We start from the raw sequence: 21,033 nt of genomic DNA, 5'->3' as shown, positions 1-21,033 counted from the left end.
TATCGGACCTTGCGGTCCGCACCATGGACAGGGTCGGCTGGAAAGCCGGTTCGATGCAGGAAGGACAGGGATCAGGATGTCAAACGGAAATTTCTTGGACGCTTCGCTCCGCACCGGCTCCGATACGGAGACGTCGCCGGTCAACCCTGCGATCGGCAACGATTTCGATCGTCACGTTGCCTACTGGCGCGATGCGCTCGCAGGTGCGCCGGCCATGCTCGAATTGCCGACCGATCGTCCGCGCAGCGGGCGACAGGATGCGGCCACGGCCAGCATCGGGATCTCCATCGATTCGGAGTTGACCGCACTCCTGGACGCGCTCGCCGCGCGTCGAGGCACGACCCTGCAATCCACCTTGTTGGCGGGGTGGGCGGCAACGCTGGCGCGCTTGTCGAGCCAGGACGACGTCGTGGTTGGCGTGCCGACCGACGGCGGTGCGCCGGCCGGCTCGATCGGCGATGTGCTGCCGCTGCGCGTCGATCTGAGCGGGCAGCCGAGCGTCGCAGAGCTGCTGGTTCGGGTCGATCGTCGCCTGCGCGATGCCTTCGCGCATGCGGTGCCCAGCTTCGAGGGCATCGTCGCATCCACCGCGTCGCTAGCCGGCGCGCTGTCGGCGCCCGTGTTCCAGAGCGTATTGGCCTTGCGCGAGGCCGGTGCGCCGGCGCAGGTACAGTCGGTGGGCGTGGACCTGGCGTTGGATCTGCGCCAGTCCGCCGACGGCATCGCCGGCGAACTGCACTACGCGATCGCCTTGTTCGAAGCCGACAGCATCGAACGATACCTCGGCCACTGGCAACGCTTGTTGCGTGCGATGGCCCTGGACGAGACGCAGGCGGTATCGCGCCTGCCGATTCTGGGCGAGGCAGAGCGCCGCCTGGTTCTGGAAACCTGGAACGCGACGGCGATCGACTATCCGCGCGACGCCTGCATGCACGAGTTGTTCGAGGCGCAGGTCGCACGCTCGCCCGACGCGGTGGCGCTGGTCGCCGGCGCCAGCAGGTTGAGCTATGCGCAACTCAACGAACGCGCCAACCGCCTCGCGCATCATCTGCGTACGCTCGGCCTTGGCCCGGACGAGCGCGTCGGCATCTGTGTGCAGCGCAGCGCCGACATGCTGGTCGCGCTGCTGGCCTCGCTGAAGTCCGGCGCCGCCTATGTGCCGCTGGATCCCGCCTATCCCGCAGACCGTCTGGGCTACATGCTCGACGATGCCATGCCGCGGGTGGTGCTCACCGATGCCGTCGGCGGCCCCGTGCTGGCGCAAGCGCTGGCGCTGGCCGAACAGGCGCAGTCGTTGACCGTGCTCGACCTGCAGGCTGATGCGGGTGCGTGGGTGAACGCGTCCAGCGAGAATCCGGCGGCGCAGGCGGTCGGCCTGAATTCGCGCCACCTGGCTTATTTGATCTATACCTCCGGTTCGACCGGTCGGCCCAAGGGCGTGGCCATCGAACATCGCAACGGCGTCAATTTCATCTGCTGGGCCTTGCAGGAATTTTCGTCCGACACGTTGCGCAATTGCCTGTTCTCTACCTCGATCAATTTCGATCTGTCGATTTACGAGTACGGCGTGCCCTTGTCGTGCGGCGGCTGCGTGACCCTGGTCGATAACGCGCTGGTGCTGCTGAACGCGGCATTGCCGGTCACCCTGATCAATACCGTGCCTTCGGTGATGATGGAGCTGACCCGCGCCGAGGCGATTCCGCCAAGTGTGCGGGTGGTGAACGTCGCTGGCGAACCACTCAAGCGCGCGCTCGCCGAACGCATCATCGCCACTCCGCAGGTCGAGCAACTGTGCAATCTCTATGGTCCGTCCGAAACCACGACCTATTCGACGTGGACGCGGATGGATCGCGGTACCGGCTTCCTCGCCGACGTCGGCCGCCCGATCGGCAACACGCAGATCTATATCCTTGACGAGACCGGCGCTCCTGCGCCGATCGGCGTGGCCGGCGAGATCTTCATCGGCGGCCATGGTGTCGCCCGCGGCTATCTCGGCAAGGCGGAACTGACCGCCGAGCGCTTTCTCGACGATCCGTTCAGCGCCGAGCCCGGCGCCCACATGTACAAGACCGGCGACCTCGGGCGTTGGTCGAACGACGGTACGATCACCCTGCTTGGCCGCAACGACTTCCAGGTGAAGATTCGCGGCTTCCGCATCGAGCTGGGCGAGATCGAAGCCAGGCTCGGCGAATGCGCGGGCGTGCGCGAAGCGGTGGTGGTTGCGCGCGACGACGACAACGGCGGCAAGCGCCTGGTCGCGTACTGCCTGGCCGACGAGGCGCTGGACATCGCCGCGATTCGCGAGCATGTCGCCAGCGCTTTGCCCGATTACATGATGCCATCGGCGTTCGTGCGGCTGGAGGCCTGGCCGCTGACCGCCAACGGCAAGCTCGACCGCAAGGCGCTACCGGCACCCGACGAGGCGGCTTACACGCGCCGCGTCTACGCGGCGCCGCAGGGCGAGATCGAGACCACGCTGGCCTGCATATGGTCCGATCTGCTGCGGCTCGAAAAGGTCGGGCGCAACGACGACTTCTTCGAACTCGGCGGACATTCGTTGCTCGCCGTGCAGCTGGTGTCGCGCGTGCGCAAGGCGCTCGGCGTCGAGCTGACGTTCCGCGATGTGTTCGAGGCCTCGGAACTGTGTCAGCTGGGCGAGCGCCTGCCGCGCATCGCCGCGTCCAGCCTGAATCCGATCGCGCCGGTGGCGCGCCGGCCGTTCATGGCGATGCCGCAGATCGTGCGCGGCTTCTGGGTGATGACCCAGCTCGGTCAGGCAACCTCGGCGCACCATATCGGTGGCGCATATCGCCTCGCTGGTGACCTGGATCGCCAGGCGCTGGAGCGCAGTTGGCGCGCCATCGTTGCGCGGCACGAAATCCTGCGCACCCGTTTCGTTCAGATCGACGGCGAGCCCATGCTGGGCATCGGCGACAGCGCTTCGTTCGATCTGCGCTTTCAGGATCTCCGTGGCGCCGAAGATGTGGCCACTCGTTGCGATACGCTGTATTCGGCGCTGTACGCGGAGCCGTTCGATCTCGGTCGCGACGTGCCGTTGCGCGCGCAAGTGCTGCAACTGGACGAGCGTGCGTTTGAGTTGCAATGGGTGACCCACCACATCGTCTCCGACGGTTGGTCGATCGGCGTCATGCTCAGGGAGCTGAGCGAGTTCTATGCCGCCGAAACCGGCCAGGCGCAGGCCTCATTGCCGGCGCTGCCGGTGCAATACATCGATTACGCGTTCTGGAAGGGCGAGCATCTGCCCGCTGCCGAGCTGGATCGGCAGATCGGCTACTGGCGCGAGACGTTGGCGGGTGCGCCGCCGCTGCTCGAGCTGCCGACCGATCGGCCGCGAGCGCCGCAGCAGGATTTTGCCGGCGCAGCGATCGATCTGCATCTTGAAGAGGCCTTGACCGCCCGGCTCAAGGCCTTGAGTCGGCGCCACGGCGTCACCCTCTACATGACGATCCTGGCGAGCTGGGCGGCGGTGTTCTCGCGCCTGTCGGGGCAATCGGAGGTGGTGATCGGCAGCCCGATGGCCAGCCGCAACCGCGAAGAGATCGAGCCGCTGATCGGCTTCTTCATCAATACCCTTGCGCTGCGGATCGACCTGGATGGCAATCCCTCCACCGGCGAGCTGTTGGCGCGTACCCGCCAGCGACTGCTCGATGCGCAGGCGCACGGAGATGTGTTGCTGGACCGCGTGATCGAAGCGCTCAAGCCGCCGCGCAACAGCGCCTACAATCAGATGTTCCAGGTGATGTTGGCCTGGCAGAGCCAGGATGAAGGCGAATTGGCCCTGCCGGACGTCGAAGTGGTGCGCGCGCCGAAGGCGATGAAAACCGCGCAGCTCGACCTGTTGATGGATCTGCGCGAGAAGGACGGCTGCATCAGCGGCTTCCTGAACTACATGACCGCCTTGTTCGATCGCGAGACGATCGAGCGCTTCGTCGGCTACTGGCAGCGCTTGCTGGTGGCGATGGCCAACGACGACACGGTGCCGGTATCGGCGCTGCCGTTGCTGGGCGAGGCCGAACGCGCGCAGGTGCTGCAGCGGTGGAACGCGACGGCGCAGCCTTATCCGCGCGACACCTGCATCGGCGCGTTGTTCGCCGCGCAGACCGCGGCGCACCCGGACGCGGTGGCACTGGTATGGGGCGAGCGACGGGTCAGCTACGCGGCCTTGAACCGCCGCGCCAATCGGATCGCCCATTGGTTGGGCGCGCAGGGCATCGGGCCTGGCGCGCGCGTCGCCTTGTCGCTGTCGCGCGGCGTGCCGATGGTGGAGACGCTGCTCGGCGTGCTGAAGGCTGGCGCTGCCTATGTGCCGATGGCGCCGGATCTGCCGTGGGCGCGCGTGGCGTTCATGCTGGACGACGCGCAGCCGGCGCTGTGGATCGCGGATGCGAGCGCGCAGGTGCCCGACGTGCCGGGTGTGCCGGTGGCGCGCCTGGAGGCGGTGGCCGACGCGCTGTCGGCGCATGCCGATCACGACCCGGCGGTCGTTGGCATGGAGGCGACGCAGCTGGCGTACGTGATCTACACCTCCGGCACGACGGGCACGCCCAAGGGCGTACAGGTCTCGCACCGCAACGTGGTGAACTTCTGCTGCTGGTGCCGCGCTGCCGGCTTGCTGGCGGCGGGCGTGCGCATGACCCAGTTCGCGCCGTACACCTTCGACGCATCGGCCGGCGAGATCTTCGCCGGCCTGCTCGGCGGCGCCGAACTGCACCTGCTGGACGAGGAGACGATTCAAAGCCCGCAGCGCCTGCAGGCGTATCTGCTGGAGCGGCAGATCGGCTTTGCGGCCTTGCCGCCGGCCTATCTGCAACAGCTGGATCCGGCGCTGGCAGCGGCCGGCATGAAGCTGCTGACCGCCGGTTCGGCGCCGACGCCGGAGCTGGTGCAGCGTTGGGCCGGTCGCGGCGAGTACGTCAACGGCTACGGTCCGACCGAGACGACGATCCTGTCGACCACGACGGCGCTGAGCGCGGAGGAAGCGCGGATCAGCATCGGCCGTCCGATCGCCAATACCCAGGTGTACGTGCTGGACGCGCACCGTCAGCCGGTCCCGGTGGGGGTGATCGGGGAGTTGTGGATCGGCGGCGACGGCGTCACGCCGGGCTATCTGAACCGGGACGCGCTGACCGCGGAGCGCTATGTCGCCGACCCCTTCTCCAGCGAGCCCGGCGCGCGCCTGTACCGGACCGGCGACCTCGGTCGCTGGTCGCCCGACGGCAGCCTGGAGTTCGCCGGTCGCAACGACTTCCAGGTGAAGATCCGCGGCTTCCGCATCGAACTGGGCGAGATCGAAGCCAAGCTGCTCGAATGTCCTGGAGTGCGCGAGGCGGTGGTGGTGGCGCGCGGGGAGGGCGGCGAGCCGCGGCTGGTGGCGTACTGTCTGACCGGAGGCGCTGTGCAGGAGGCGCTGGACGCCGGTGGGTTGCGCGAACGCCTGGCCAGCCAGTTGCCCGAGTACATGGTGCCGGCGGCGTTCGTGCAGCTGCAGGCCTGGCCGTTGACCGCGCACGGCAAGCTGGATCGCAAGGCGCTGCCGGCGCCGGACGACAGCGCGTATGCGCGGCGCGCGTATGCGGCGCCGCAGGGCGAGATCGAGCAGCGCCTGGCGCAGTTGTGGAGCCAGTTGCTGAAGGTCGAACAGGTCGGCCGCCACGATGGCTTCTTCGAACTGGGCGGGCATTCGCTGCTCGCGGTGCAGCTGAGTTCGCGGGTGCGGCAAATGCTGGGCGTGGAGCTGCCGCTGCGCTGGGTGTTCGAAGCGCCGGTGCTGTCACAGCTGGCGCAGCGCCTGGCGAGCGGCGACGCGGCGCAACTGAGCGCCATTAGCGTGGCCGAGCGTCATCCGCATATGCCGCTGTCGCTCGCGCAACAGCGCTTGTGGTTCTTGAGCCAACTCGATCGCGCCAGCGCTGCCTATCATACCGCCGGCGCCTTGCGTCTGACCGGTCGCCTGGACGTGGCGGCGCTGGAGCGTTGCTTGCAGCGCGTCGTTGCGCGCCACGAATCGCTGCGCACGCGCTTCGTGCTGATCGATGGCCAACCGATGCAGCGAGTCGATGCGGACGCGACGCTGCGGTTGCGCTTCGAGGACCTGCGTGGCGAACGCAACCGCGACGCCTTGCGCGCCGTCCGGGGCGAAGCGCTGTACGCCGAGCCCTTCGATCTGAGCGCCGATCCGCCTCTGCGGGTGTTGCTGATGCAGCTGGAAGACGAGGAGCACGCGCTGTACGTGGTAGTCCATCACATCGCCTCGGACGGCTGGTCGATCGGCGTCATGCTGGAAGAGCTCGGCCGTCTGTATACCGCCGAAATCGAAGGCGCCGACGATCCTTTGCCGCCGTTGCCGATCCAGTACATCGACTATGCGCAATGGCAGCGGCAATGGTTGGCCGGCGGCCAATTGGAGCGACAGGTCACGTACTGGCGCGAAACCCTCGCCGGTGCGCCGACCTTGCTGGAAGTGCCGACCGATCGTCCGCGCCCGCCGTATCAGGACTTCGCCGGCAGCGCACTGGACGTCGTACTCGATGCGACCCTGACCGCTCAGCTCAAGGCGCTGAGCCAGCGCCACGGGGTGACCCTCTACATGACCCTGCTGGCGAGCTGGGCGGCGCTGCTGAGCCGCCTGTCCGGGCAGGAAGAGGTGGTGATCGGCAGCCCGATGGCCGGCCGCAACCGGGCCGAGATCGAACCGCTGGTCGGCTTCTTCGTCAATACGCTCGCGCTGCGCGTGGAACTGAACGGCGAGCCCACAGTGGCGGAACTGTTGACCCGCACGCGCCGCCGCGTGCTGGATGCGCAGTCGCACCAAGACCTGCCGTTCGACCATGTGGTCGAGGTGACAAAGCCGGTGCGCAGCACCGCGCACACGCCGATCTTCCAGGTCATGCTGGCCTGGCAGAACCAGAGCGAAGCGCGGTTGTCGATGCCTGGCGTGACCATCGAGGGTCTGGACCAGGAAGCGAGCAACGCCCAGTTCGAGCTGATCCTGAACTTGCGCGAGCAGGGCGAGGAGATCGTCGGCGCGCTGAGCTACATGACATCGTTGTTCGACGCGACGACAGTCGAGCGCTACTTCGGTTATTGGCGGCGGCTGTTGGCCGGCATGACGCTGAACGACACTGCGGCGATAGCGCGCCTGCCGTTGCTCGATGCCGTCGAACGCAACCGGTTACTGAACGGCTGGAACGCGACCGAACGCAGCTATCCGGATACCACGGTGCATGCGCTGTTCGAAGCGCAGGCGCAACGCAGCCCCGATGCGGTCGCGCTGAGCTACGAGGACGGCGTCGGCGGCAATGCGCTGAGCTACGCCGAATTGAACCGCCGCGCCAACCGCCTGGCCCATCATCTGATCGCGATGGGCGTTGTTGCGGAGGACCGCATCGCGATCTGCATGGAACGCAGCCTGGACATGGTGGTCGGCCTGCTGGCGATCCTCAAATCTGGCGCAGCTTATGTGCCGATCGATCCTTCGTATCCGCAACAGCGTCTGCGTCACATGCTGGACGACTGCGCGCCGAAGGTGGCGCTGAGCCATGGCGAACTGGCGGAAACGGTCGCCGCGCTGGCAGCCGGATCGGAAGTCCCGTTCCCGGTGCTAGATCTCGACCGTCTCTCGACGCAGTCCTATCGCGATGCCAATCCGTCGGTCGGGGTAAGCGGCTCTCACCTGGCCTACATGATCTATACCTCCGGATCGACCGGCCTGCCGAAGGGGGCGATGAACGAACATCGTGGCGTGGTCAATCGCTTGCTGTGGGCGCAGGATCAGTTCGGGCTCGACGCGAGCGATCGGGTCCTGCAGAAGACCACTTTCGGCTTCGACGTATCGGTGTGGGAATTCTTTCTGCCGTTGCTGGCCGGCGCGCGTCTGACCCTGGCGCGTCCCGGCGGCCATCAGGACCCGGCCTACCTGGTCGAGACCATCGAGCGCTGCGGCATTACCGTGATGCATTTCGTGCCTTCGATGCTGCAGGCCTTCTTGGCGCAGAGCGATCTGGCGCGCTGCGGCTCGCTGCGCCACGTCAAGTGCAGCGGCGAAGCCCTGCCTTATGCCTTGCAGCAACGCTTCCGGGCCGCATTGCCGCATGCGCAGTTGCACAATCTGTACGGGCCGACCGAAGCTGCCGTCGACGTCACCCATTGGCGCTGCGTCGACGATGCGCATGCCGGCATCGTGCCGATCGGCAAGCCGGTCGCCAATACGGCGATCTACCTGCTCGATGCGCATGGCGAGCCGGTTCCCGTGGGTGTCGCCGGCGAACTGCATATTGGCGGCGTGCAGGTCGGCCGCGGCTATCGCAACCGCGCGGAGCTCACCGCGGAACGTTTCATCGCCGATCCCTATTCGCGTGATCCGCGGGCACGGCTGTACCGCAGCGGCGATCTGGCGCGCTGGCTGCCCGATGGCAACGTCGAGTATCTCGGCCGCAACGATTTCCAGGTGAAGATCCGCGGCTTCCGCATCGAACTTGGCGAGATCGAAGCCAGGCTCGCCGAATTGGAGCATGTACGCGAGGCAGTGGTGCTGGCGCGCGAGGACGTGCCGGGCGAGAAGCGACTTGTCGCCTACCTGACCGAGTCGGTCGAATCCTCCACCACCGTCGCCGAGCTGCGTACACGGCTGTTGCTGCAACTACCCGACTACATGGTGCCCAGCGCGTTCGTCGTGTTGCCGTCGCTACCGCTCACGCCCAACGGCAAGCTGGATCGCAACGCCTTGCCGGCGCCGGATGGCGAAGCCTACGCACGCCGTGGCTATGCGATGCCGCAGGGACCTGTGGAAGCCGCACTTGCGAAGATCTGGGCCGAGCTGCTGAAGCTCGACCGGGTCGGCCGTTTCGACGATTTCTTCGAACTCGGCGGCCATTCGCTGCTGGCCGTGCAGCTGGCCACGCGGGTACGCGATGCGCTCCAGGTCGAACTGAGCTTGCGCGATGTGTTCGAGGCCTCCGAGCTGGCACGCTTGGCCGAACGCGTCTCGCTCGCGACCGCGTCGGCGGCGGCGACGATCGAGATCGCGCCGCGCCAGCCGTACATGCCGCTGTCGCCGGCACAGCAACGTCTGTGGTTCCTCACCCAGGTCGACGGCGCGAGCGCGGCGTATCACTCGGCCGGCGCCCTTCGCCTGGCCGGCGCATTGGACCGCGGTGCGCTGGCGCGGGCGCTGCGTCGCATCGTTGCGCGGCATGAGGTCCTGCGCGCGCGCTTCGTGCTCGTGGAAGGCGAGCCGAAGCAGCAGTTCGTCGACGCGGACGCGTTCGATCTGTGCTTGGAAGACGCGCGGGCCGCGCAAGACCCCGAGAATGCCGGCAAGGCGCTCGGCGCCGCGTTCCTCGCGCAGCCCTTCGATCTTGGCGCGGCACTGCCGATCCACATGCAATTGGTGCAGATCGCGGACGATGTCCATGTCCTGCACGCCGTGCTGCACCACATCGTGTCCGACGGTTGGTCGATCGGTGTGCTGCTCGAGGACCTCAGCGCGTTCTATGCCTTGGAAATCGGGGCGGTGGCGCAAGCGCCGGCGCCGTTGCCGGTGCAATACATCGATTACGCCCAATGGCAATGGCAGTGGTTGGCCGGCGGTCCGGCCGAGCGCCAGGCGCAGTACTGGCGCGAAACCCTGGCCGGTGCACCGACCCTGCTCGAGCTGCCGACCGATCGTGCACGCGCACCGCATCAGGATTTCGCCGGCGCGGCCATCGACCTGCAGTTGGACGAGACGCTCTACATGGGTCTGAAGCGGTTGAGCCAGCGTTGCGGCACGACTCTCTACATGACCTTGCTGGCGAGTTGGGCAGCGATGTTGAGCCGCCTGTCGGGGCAGGACGAGGTCGTGATCGGCAGCCCGGTCGCAGGCCGGGCTCGCGCCGAGGTCGAGCCCCTGATCGGCTTCTTCGTCAATACGCTGCCGCTGCGCATCGACGTGAGTGGCGAGCCGACCGTTGCCGAGCTGCTATCGCGCACGCGAGCTAAGGTGCTCGACGCACAGGCGCATCAGGACCTGCCGTTCGATCGGATCGTCGAAGCGGTGAAGCCGCCGCGCAGCACCGCGCATTCGCCGGTTTTCCAGGTGATGCTGGCTTGGCAGGGTCAGACCGAGAGCCGCCTGCGGCTGGCCGGCGTCGAAGTCACCGAACAAGCGCTGGCGACGACGACCGCGCCGTTCGAGTTGATTCTCGATCTGCGCGATACCGGCAGCTGCATAGAGGGCGCGCTAGGCTACATGACCTCGCTGTTCGATGCCGGGACGGTCTCGCGTTACCTCGCCTACTGGCAGCGCCTGCTGCAGGCCATGGTCGCCGACGCCGAGGCCGTCGTTGCACGCCTGCCCTTGTTGGGCGCTGCCGAGAGCGCCCGGATGCTGTCGGAATGGAACGCGACGGCATTGGAGTACCCGCGTGAGGCTCGCCTGCACGACTTGTTCGAGGCTCAGGCGCAGCGTACGCCCGACGCGATTGCATTGGTGGCCGGCCAGGAGCGGCTGAGCTATGCCGAACTGAATCGCCGCGCAAATCGTTTGAGCCAGTATTTGCGCAGCCTGGGCGTCATGCCCGACGATCGGGTCGGTCTGTGCCTGGAACGCAAGGCCGGCATGATGGTGGCCTTGCTGGCAACGCTGAAGTCGGGCGGGGCGTATGTGCCCTTGGATCCCACGTATCCGCCAGAGCGTCTGGTACAGATCCTCCAGGACGCGACGCCGCGTGTGGTGCTTGCCGATGCAGTGGGCCGGCCGGTATTGGCACAGGCCTTGGACCGAGACGGCAACGCAGCCTTGCCGGTGATTGTGGATATCGATGCCGACGCTGCGCAGTGGGCGAACGCATTGGATGAGAACGTCACGACCGCGGGTTTACGCGCGTCCAATCTCGCCTACCTGATCTACACCTCCGGCTCGACAGGACGACCCAAGGGCGTGGCGATCGAGCATCGCAACGCGGTGAACTTCCTGAGTTGGGCCACACAGGCCTTCAGCGCACAGGACCTGAGCAACTGCCTGTTCTCGACCTCGATCAACTTCGATCTGTCGTTGTTCGAATATGGTGCACCGCTTTCCGTCGGCGGCACGGTGACCTTGGTCGCGAACGCGCTGACGTTGTTGGATGCGGCGCCGCCGGTGACGCTGATCAACACCGTCCCCTCGGCAATGGCCGAGTTGACCCGTGCGCAAGCCATTCCGCCGAGCGTGCGCGTGGTCAATGTGGCGGGCGAGGCGCTCAAGCGTTCGCTGGCGGAGCGCATCCTCGCCAGCGCCAACGTCGAACGCCTGTGCAATCTGTACGGGCCATCGGAAACGACGACCTATTCGACCTGGACCACGATGACGCGCGACAGCGGCTTTGTCGGCGATATCGGCGGCCCGGTCGGCAACACGCAGGTCTATGTGCTGGATGCGGCCGGGGCGCCGGTGCCGATCGGCGTGGCGGGCGAGATCTGGATCGCCGGTGCCGGTGTGGCGCGCGGCTACCTGGGCCAGCCGGAGCTGACGGCTCAGCGCTTCGTACGCGATCCGTTCGCGGCCGACGCCAGCGCGCGGATGTACTGCACCGGCGATCTGGGCCGTTGGTCGAACGACGGTACCATCACCCTGCTGGGTCGCAACGACTTTCAGGTGAAGATCCGCGGCTTCCGCATCGAACTGGGCGAGATCGAAGCCAAGCTGATCGAATGCGTGGGCGTTCGCGAAGCGGTCGTGCTGGCGCGCGAGGATGCGGCGGGCGAGAAGCGTCTGGTCGCATATTGCCTGGCCGACGAGGCGCTGGACATCGCTTTGGTGCGCGAGCATCTGGCCAAGCGCTTGCCTGAGTACATGGTACCGTCAGCGTTTGTGCGGTTGGCCGCGTGGCCACTGACGCCGAACGGCAAGCTCGATCGCAAGGCGCTGCCGGTGCCGGACGACTCGGCGTATGCGCGGCGCGCTTTCGAGGCGCCGCAAGGCGCGACGGAGCGACGCTTGGCCGCGATCTGGGCGGAGCTGTTGCGTGTCGAGGCGATCAGCCGCTTCGACGATTTCTTCGAACTCGGCGGGCATTCGCTGCTGGCCGTGCAACTGGCGTCGCGGGTACGCAGGGCGTTCGATGTCGACGTGTCGATGCGCGAGCTCTTCGAGTTGCCGACCCTGTTGCAGCTGGCTGCGCATGTCGCGGCGGGACGACGCTCGGATCAATCGGCGGTCCTGCCCGCACCGCGGCAGCCGTTCATGCCTTTGTCGCAGGCGCAGCAGCGCCTCTGGTTCCTGAGCCAGATCGACGGCGCGAGCGCCGCCTATCACTTGTCGGGCGCACAGCGTCTGCACGGCACGCTGGATCTGGCCGCGCTGTCGCATGCGCTCGACCAGATCGTGGCCCGGCATGAGGTGCTGCGCACGCGGTTCGTGTCGATCGACGGGCAGCCGATGCAGCAGGTGGCAGCGCAGGCCGCGGCCGATCTGCGCGTGCACGATCTTCGCGATCAGGACGATATCGAAGCAGCGAACGCGGCACTCAACGAGGCCTTGTTCACTCAGGCCTTCGACCTGGAACGCGGTCCACTGCTGCGCGTGCAGGTGGCGCAGCTGGGCGAGCGCGATTTCGGGCTGGCGTTGGTGATGCACCACATCGTCTCCGACGGCTGGTCGATCGGGGTGATGCTGGAGGAGCTAAGCCGCTTCTATACCGCGTACTTACAGGGGAATAGCGATCCGCTGCCGCCGTTGCCGGTGCAATACATCGACTATGCGCAATGGCAGCGGCAATGGTTGGCGGACGGCCAGTCACAACGTCAGGCCGCATATTGGCGCGAGGCGTTGAGCGGCGCGCCCGCTTTGCTGGAGCTGCCGACCGACCGTCCGCGTCCGCCGCGTCAGGATTTCGCTGGCGCTGCGTTCGATATCGGTCTGGATGCGGACCTGACCGAGCGACTGAAAGCGCTTGGCCAGCGTCATGGTGCGACCCTGTATATGACCCTGCTTGCGAGTTGGGCAGCAGTGCTGGGCCGTTTGTCCGGTCAGGACGACGTGGTCATCGGCAGCCCGGTCGCAGGGCGCAACCGCGAGGAGGTCGAGCCGCTGATCGGGTTCTTCGTCAACACGCTGGCGCTGCGCATCGACCTGGGTGGGACGCCGACGGTCGCCGAGTTGCTGGCGCGCACACGCCGTTGCGTGCTGGACGCGCAGTCGCACCAGGATCTGCCGTTCGATCAAGTGGTCGAAGCGGTCAAGCCGCCGCGCAATCCGTCGCACACGCCGGTGTTCCAGGCGCTGCTGGCTTGGCAGACGCAGGACGAAGGTCAATTGGCATTGTCAGGGATCGAGGCGACGGCAGTGGACACGGCGCTGCGCACGGCGCAGTTCGAACTGACCCTGGGCCTGCGCGAAACTGCACAGGGCATCGAGGGGAGTCTGAACTACGCGACGGCGCTGTTCGATCTGGCGACAGTGGCGCGTTACGCAGGCTACTGGCAGCGCTTGCTGGTGGCGATGGCCAACGACGACACGGTGCCGGTCTCGGCGCTGCCGTTGCTGGGCGAGGCCGAGCGCGCGCAGGTGCTGCAGCAGTGGAACGCGACGGCGCAGCCTTATCCGCGCGACACCTGCATCGGCGCGTTGTTCGCCGCGCAGACCGCGGCGCACCCGGACGCGGTGGCACTGGTATGGGGCGAGCGACGGGTTAGCTACGCGGCCTTGAACCGCCGCGCCAATCGGATCGCCCATTGGTTGGGCGCGCAGGGCATCGGGCCTGGCGCGCGCGTCGCCTTGTCGCTGTCGCGCGGCGTGCCGATGGTGGAGACGCTGCTCGGCGTGCTGAAGGCTGGCGCTGCCTATGTGCCGATGGCGCCGGATCTGCCGTGGGCGCGCGTGGCGTTCATGCTGGACGACGCGCAGCCGGCGCTGTGGATCGCGGATGCGAGCGCGCAGGTGCCCGACGTGCCGGGTGTGCCGGTGGCGCGCCTGGAGGCGGTGGCCGACGCGCTGTCGGCGCATGCCGATCACGATCCGGCGGTCGTTGGCATGGAGGCGACGCAGCTGGCGTACGTGATCTACACCTCCGGCACGACGGGCACGCCCAAGGGCGTACAGGTCTCGCACCGCAACGTGGTGAATTTCTGCTGCTGGTGCCGCGCTGCCGGCTTGCTGGCGGCGGGCGTGCGCATGACCCAGTTCGCGCCGTACACCTTCGATGCATCGGCCGGCGAGATCTTCGCCGGCCTGCTCGGCGGCGCCGAACTGCACCTGCTGGACGAGGAGACGATTCAAAGCCCGCAGCGCCTGCAGGCGTATCTGCTGGAGCGGCAGATCGGCTTTGCGGCCTTGCCGCCGGCCTATCTGCAACAACTGGATCCGGCGCTGGCACCGGCCGGCATGAAGCTGCTGACCGCCGGTTCGGCGCCGACGCCGGAGCTGGTGCAGCGTTGGGCCGGTCGCGGCGAGTACGTCAACGGCTACGGTCCGACCGAGACGACGATCCTGTCGACCACGACGGCGCTGAGCGCGGAGGAAGCGCGGATCAGCATCGGCCGTCCGATCGCCAATACCCAGGTTTACGCGCTGGACGCGCACCGTCAGCCGGTCCCGGTGGGGGTGATCGGGGAGTTGTGGATCGGCGGCGACGGCGTCACGCCGGGCTATCTGAACCGGGACGCGCTGACCGCGGAGCGCTATGTCGCCGACCCCTTCTCCAGCGAGCCCGGCGCGCGCCTGTACCGGACCGGCGACCTCGGTCGCTGGTCGCCCGACGGCAGCCTGGAGTTCGCCGGTCGCAACGACTTCCAGGTGAAGATCCGCGGCTTCCGCATCGAACTGGGCGAGATCGAAGCCAAGCTGCTCGAATGTCCTGGAGTGCGCGAGGCGGTGGTGGTGGCGCGCGGGGAGGGCGGCGAGCCGCGGCTGGTGGCGTACTGTCTGACCGGAGGCGCTGTGCAGGAGGCGCTGGACGCCGGTGGGTTGCGCGAACGCCTGGCCAGCCAGTTGCCCGAGTACATGGTGCCGGCGGCGTTCGTGCAGCTGCAGGCCTGGCCGTTGACCGCGCACGGCAAGCTGGATCGCAAGGCGCTGCCGGCGCCGGACGACAGCGCGTATGCGCGGCGCGCGTATGCGGCGCCGCAGGGCGAGATCGAGCAGCGCCTGGCGCAGTTGTGGAGCCAGTTGCTGAAGGTCGAACAGGTCGGCCGCCACGATGGCTTCTTCGAACTGGGCGGACATTCGCTGCTCGCGGTGCAGCTGAGTTCGCGGGTGCGGCAAATGCTGGGCGTGGAGCTGCCGCTGCGCTGGGTGTTCGAAGCGCCGGTGCTGTCGCAGCTGGCGCAGCGCCTGGCGAGCGGCGACGCGGCGCAACTGAGCGCCATTAGCGTGGCCGAGCGTCATCCGCATATGCCGCTGTCGCTCGCGCAACAGCGCTTGTGGTTCTTGACCCAGATCGATGGCGCCAGCGCCGCTTACCACTCGGCCGGCGCCTTGCGCCTGACCGGTCGCCTGGACGTGGCGGCGCTGGAGCGTTGCTTGCAGCGCGTCGTTGCACGCCACGAATCGCTGCGCACGCGCTTCGTGCTGATCGATGGTCAACCGATGCAGCGAGTCGATGCGGACGCGACGCTGCGGTTGCGCTTCGAGGACCTGCGTGGCGAACGCAACCGCGACGCCTTGCGCGCCGCCCGGGGGGAGGCGCTGTACGCCGAGCCCTTCGATCTGCGCACCGATCTGCCCTTGCGGGCACTGCTGGTGCAACTGGAAGACCAGGAGTACGCGCTGTATGTAGTGATGCATCACATCGTCTCCGACGGTTGGTCGATCGGGGTGATGCTTCGTGAGCTCAGCCAGCTGTATACCGCCGAGCTGGACCGCGCGGCCGATCCCTTGCCGCCGTTGCCGATCCAGTACATCGACTATGCGCAATGGCAGCGGCAATGGCTGGCCGACGGTCAGCTTGAGCGACAGGCGGCGTACTGGCGCGAAACCCTCGCCGGTGCGCCGACCTTGATCGAATTGCCGACCGATCGCCCACGTCCGGCGCATCAGGATTTCGCGGGCGCCGCACTCGAAATGGAACTGGACGCGTCACTCACCGCGAAGCTGAAAGCGCTGAGCCAGCGCCACGGGGTGACCCTCTACATGACCCTGCTGGCGAGCTGGGCGGCGCTGCTGAGCCGCCTGTCCGGGCAGGAAGAGGTGGTGATCGGCAGTCCGATGGCCGGCCGCAACCGGGCCGAGATCGAACCGTTGATCGGCTTCTTCGTCAACACGCTCGCGCTGCGGATCGACTTGCGCGATGCACCGACGGTGGCCGAGCTGCTGGCGCGTACGCGTCGGCAAGTGCTCGATGCGCAGTCGCACCAAGACCTGCCGTTCGACCATGTGGTCGAGGTGACCAAGCCGGTGCGCAGCACGGCACACACGCCGATCTTCCAGGTCATGCTGGCCTGGCAGAACCAGGACCAGGCAGGCCTGTCGATGCCAGGCATCGAAACCGAGGGCCTGGCCCAAGACACCAGCAAGGCCCGATTCGACCTGGCCCTTGACCTGGCCGAACGCGACGGCGGCATCGTCGGTGCGCTGACCTATATGACTGCGCTATTCGACGAAGCGACCGTGGCCCGTTACGCGGGCTACTGGCGGCGTCTGTTGGCCGGAATGGCGCAGGACGAGTCCATGACCGTGGCGCGGCTGCCGCTGCTCGACGAAGCCGAGCGCATGCGCATGTTGCATGAGTGGAACGCGGCCCACGAGTCCCATCCGGAGTCGACCGTGCACGCGTTGTTCGAAACGCAGGTACGGCGCACGCCCGATGCGCAGGCGCTGATCTGCGAAGACGTTACGCTCAGCTACGCCGAACTGAACCGTCGCGCCAATCAAGTGGCGCATCGCTTGATCGGCCTGGGCCTGCAGCCCGACGATCGGGTGGCGATCTGCGTCGAGCGCAGCGTGTCGATGATCGTGGGTCTGCTCGGCATTCTCAAAGCCGGCGCGGCCTACGTGCCTTTGGATCCGAGCTATCCGGCGGACCGTCTGACCTACATGCTCGAGGACAGCCGGCCCAAGGCGTTGCTGACCCAAGCGCGGGTGTACGCGAGCCTGCCGTTGCTGCAGGCTGCACAAGCGCCGGTGCTTGTGCTGGATGACGGCAGCCTGGATACCCTGGACGCTCACGATCCGACCATGGCGGGTCTTACCCCGCGCCACCTGGCATACGTGATCTACACCTCGGGTTCGACCGGTCAGCCCAAGGGCGTGATGGTCGAGCATCGCTCGCCGGTCAATTTCTGGCGAGCGATGCGTCAAACCACCCATCACGCGTTGGCGCCGAATTCGCGTGTCGCCTTGAACGCAGCGTTTTCGTTCGACATGTCGCTGAAAGGCATCCTGCAGTTGCTGTCGGGCCACTGCCTGGTGCTGGTACCGCAGGCGATCCGCGCGAACGGCCCGGCCATGCTGGCCTTCTTCGATCGCTACCGGATCGAGGCAATGGACAGCACGCCGTCTCAGCTGGAGGTGCTGCTGTCGGCCGGCCTGATCGAAACCGGCGGGCATCGCCCGACCAGTATCTATCTGGGCGGCGAGCCGGTGGGCCGGCGCATGTGGGAGCGGTTGAAGGCCTCTCCGAAGATCCACTTCCACAATATGTATGGCCCGACCGAATGCACGGTCGATGCGACGATCGGCAGCATCCGCGGCTCGCTCGGTGGGCCGGTCATCGGCAAGCCGATCCTCAACACCCCTGTGTATGTGCTCGACGCCTACGGCGAGCCGTCGCCGATCGGCGTCCCCGGAGAGATGTTCCTCGGTGGTGTCCAGGTCGCGCGCGGCTATCTGGACCGTGCGGAGCTGACCGACGAGCGCTTCCTGCGCGATCCGTTCGCGAGCCAGGCGGCTGCGCGCATGTACAAGACCGGCGATCTCGCACGCTGGACCGCCAACGGCGAACTCGAGTATCTGGGCCGCAACGACTTGCAGGTGAAGATCCGCGGCTTCCGCATCGAGTTGGGCGAGATCGAAGCCAAGCTGGCGGCATGCAGCGGTGTACACGAAGCGGCGGTCGTGGCGCGCGAAGATGCGGCGGGCGAGAAGCGGCTGGTCGCCTACGTGACGCTGCAGCCGGGAACCGCCTCGTCGATCGCCGAGCTGCGCACGCAGCTGTTGGCACAGTTGCCCGATTACATGGTCCCGGCGGCGTTCGTGGTGTTGCCGTCGCTGCCACTCACCCCGAATGGCAAGCTCGATCGCAAGGCCTTGCCCGCGCCGGACGATGCCGCTTATGCGCGGCGCGAATACGAAGCCCCGCAAGGGCGCGTGGAAACCGCGTTGGCGACGATCTGGGCCGAACTGCTGAAGCTCGACCGGGTCGGCCGTTTCGACGATTTCTTCGAACTCGGCGGCCATTCGCTGATGGTGCTGGTGGTAATCGACAAGCTCGCCGCGCTGGGCATCGAGCTGAAGCTCGCCGACATCTACCGGCTCGGCACGGTGCAGGCCATCGCGGCCACGATCGAGACCGACCGCGATGCGGCAGACGCCGATCTCACCCTGGAAGCATGGCTGGACGGCCGCGACTGGAGTTACCGCATCGAAACCATCGGCGAGCGTCGGATCCTGCGCCTGTCGCCGGCGGCGCCGGCCGACATTGCCGCGTTGAAGAAGGTCAGCGCTTGGTTGCACGCCGGTGCGAATCCGAGCCGTATCGTCATTGGCGAAGAGCCGCTATCGGCCAGCGATGCCCGATTCGATCAGCGCGCCTTCCTCGCCGGCCTGGAAGCCGCGCTGGCGAAAAGCGAGCGCGCTGTGGAGGCAGCGGGCGTGGTCGAGCGGTATCCCTTCAGCGAAGTGCAGAAATCCGCCATCGAATGGCACGATCGCGTGTCCCAGCACGTGGTGCCGATCAACGGCTGGTGGTCGGCGGACGAGCTGCGCAGTGCGTTCGCCGCGTTGGTACGCGGCCAGGACATGCTGCGTGCGGGTGCCGACTTCGAGGCATCGAGCTGGGATGTGCTGGACCCGGCGGCGTTCCGCGCCGACGACGTGCCATGGCTCGACCTGCGCGCGGCGTCATCCAGTGACGCCGATGCGGTCTGGTCGGCGATCGTCGCCGCGCTGCACCGGGCGCAGGCGGCGTCCCGCCTATGCCAGGTCGCCGTGTTGTTATCGCGCAGCGACACCGATCATCTATTGCTGATGGTGAACGATCACCTGATCAGCGACGGCCGTTCCTTCGAAGCGATCGCCGACGGGCTGCGCCGGATCCTGATCGAGGACGGAGAGCCACCCCGCGGCCGCTATCACGATTTCGTCGCGGCATGCGCGCAAGAGCACGATCCGGCCGTGCTCGAACGGCTGGCGATCGAACTGGACAACGCAGGCATGGCCCAGGTCGCCCGAGCCACTGCCGACGCGCTCGCGGCGAATGCGGATCAGCCCGCACGCATGCTGGTGATCGAAATGCCGGTGGCATCCTCCGATGGCTCAGCCAAGCGCGCCTTCGATCTGTTCCGGACCCTGATCGCAGCGGTCACCGGCCTGGATCGCTTCGCGATGGCGATGACCCATCACGGCAGGCAGTTGGCGAACCGCAGCTTTGCCGGTCAATTCGGCCTGTTCCTCGACAAGATTCCGGTCGTGGTCGGCCTGGACAGCGCGCTCGAAGACGCGATCAAACGCGCCGACCTGCTGCATCGCCAAGGCGTTCGCTTCCTCGACTGGCATCGCTCAGGCGACGCCCGTGCCGCGGCCACGCTGGCCTCGGCACAGGGCGAGGTTGCCTTCAATTTCCAACGTGCCGCCGGCGAGGGACTCGATCACTCGCATGTCGACGTCCAGGCGCTGCGCGCCAAAGTCGAGGCCGTGCAGGGTGTCGTGTTCGATGCTTATGCCGGCACAGCAAGACTCGACGCCATATTCGTCTTCAAAGGAAGCAGTGCCATGGTCGAAGAAATAAACGCCTTGATCGCGTCGGCGGGAGGAACCATCCGCAATGGACGCGCCATTACCGCCCCCGATCCTGCACCCGCGCCCGTCCTGGTGGCGGCACCGAGCCTCGCGGTCGTGGCATCGCCGGTCGCAACCGCAGAACCTGCCATCGTCGTGCAGGACTTGTACAAGCGCTATGGCGATGTCGAGGTGGTCAAGGGTCTGAACTTCAGCGTGCCCAAGGGGTCCTGCTTCGGCATCCTGGGCCCCAACGGCGCCGGCAAGACCTCGCTGCTGGGCATGATCGAAGGCATCGTTCCGATCAGCTCCGGCCGCATCACCATGCTCGGCATGGACGTGGGCACGCAGATCCGCAAGATCCAGCCGCGGCTCGGCGTGCAGTTGCAGAGCAGCAACTACTTCCAGTTCCTGACCGTCCAGGAGTTGCTGGAGTTCTATTCGCAGTACCGCGCCGCGGCAAGCGGCAAGCGTAAGCTCGGCACGACTGCGCGTTTGCTCGATCGCCTGGATCTGGCCGACAAGATGAAATTCAAGGTCGACGATCTGTCCGGCGGGCAGAAGCAGCGCCTGTCGATCGCGATCGCGCTGCTTGGCGATCCGGACATCCTGTTCCTGGACGAGCCCAGTGCCGCCCTCGATCCGCACAGCCGCCGTCATTTGTGGGAGTTCATCGAAGAACTGAAGCACGAACGTACCCGCACCATCGTGCTGACCACGCACTACATGGAAGAGGCCGAGCGCCTGTGCGACGAGATCATGATCATGAACAAGGGGAATGTCGTCGATCGTGGCGATCCCCAGTCCTTGGTGGCGCAGTTGAACGCGACCCAGCAGATCGCGGTCAAGCTCGGTCTCGGAGCGCCCGGTGAAGAGATCGCCCTGGAAATGGCGCCGACGTTCGTCGCCACCTGGGATGCCTTCAGCGATTCGTTGCGCATTCCCACCGACGACGTGACCGGTGCGATCCGCCAGATCCTCTCCATCACCGAAGCGCGTGGCGTCGCGGTGGCCGGCATACAGGTGGACCGCTTGAATCTGGAAGACGTGTTCTTGAATAAGACAGGGAAGGAATTGAAGTCATGAGAACGGTTTGGGTGTTCTTCAAGTTGCGCATGCGC

General features: G+C 66.8%; 1 protein-coding gene. It reads left to right on the top strand.

The window, feature by feature from the left end:
- The first annotated feature begins 76 nt into the window (after positions 1-76).
- Positions 77-20,998 carry a non-ribosomal peptide synthase/polyketide synthase gene (locus AB3X08_RS12490; RefSeq protein ID WP_369938522.1) on the top strand — a complete coding sequence of 6,974 codons (20,922 nt, stop codon included), beginning with the start codon at positions 77-79 and terminating at the stop codon, positions 20,996-20,998.
- Positions 20,999-21,033 lie beyond the last annotated feature (35 nt).

Origin of the sequence: Xanthomonas sp. DAR 34887 (assembly GCF_041245805.1) — a bacterium.
Lineage (GTDB): Bacteria > Pseudomonadota > Gammaproteobacteria > Xanthomonadales > Xanthomonadaceae > Xanthomonas_A > Xanthomonas_A tesorieronis.
Note: the sequence above shows the minus strand (reverse complement) of the source record. Positions and strands in the feature narration are given on the sequence as shown.